A 724-nucleotide genomic window follows, 5' to 3' on the forward strand; every position below is an offset into this window, starting at 1 on the left:
AGCGACGCGCGTGCGCTGGCAGCTGTGGTCGACGGCTGCGCCTACCTGCCGTGCACGTTCGGCGGCGCCGACGTGAAGGCCGAGGTCAAAGCGTATCAAGCTGTGCACGCGCGCGTGGCTCAGAACGTCGCGCTCGCGCTGGCGCACCCGCTGGCCTCCGAGCTCATGGCGCTCGCGCGCGAGGTGACCGCGCGCTTCGAGGGTGCGAAGCGCGCCGCGTGCAAGCTGGATAACGACGACCTGCTCGTGCGCACGCTCGACGCGTTCGAACGCTGCCCGGACATCGCCGCGCGCTACGAACGCCGCTTCAAACTGGTGATGGTGGACGAGTTCCAGGACACCAGCCAGCTGCAGATCGACATGATCGCGCGCCTGGCCGGGCCGCGGTGCGCGCACCTGTGCACGGTAGGCGATGCGCAGCAGTCCATCTACCGCTTCCGCGGCGCCGACGTGAACGTGTACGAGGCTCATAAGAAGGCGATGCGCGCCGACGAAGTGGGCGCGCTCTACGTCGAGCTCACGAAGAACTTCCGCAGCCACGGCGACGTGCTGTCGTTCGTCGACCGCGTGTTCGAGCAGTCGACGGTGTTCGGCGAGGCGTTCATGTCGCTGGAGCCGAACGAGCAGCGCCCCTCCTGCTATCGGGGCAGCGCGCCGCGCATCGACCTCGTGCTGTCGGTGCAGCCCGCGGGGCGCGGCACCGGCGTGCGCACGGCCGATGCGA

The 724-nt window shown here is 69.5% G+C and carries 1 protein-coding gene; it reads left to right on the plus strand.

Translation table 11 applies throughout. The annotated features are described in order from the left end of the window. Positions 1 to 724, plus strand: a 724-nt coding sequence (locus HMPREF1023_RS14960; RefSeq protein ID WP_009307335.1) for a UvrD-helicase domain-containing protein, incomplete at both ends; no start/stop codon positions are given.

The organism is Eggerthella sp. 1_3_56FAA (assembly GCF_000185625.1).
In the GTDB taxonomy this organism is placed as follows: domain Bacteria; phylum Actinomycetota; class Coriobacteriia; order Coriobacteriales; family Eggerthellaceae; genus Eggerthella; species Eggerthella lenta.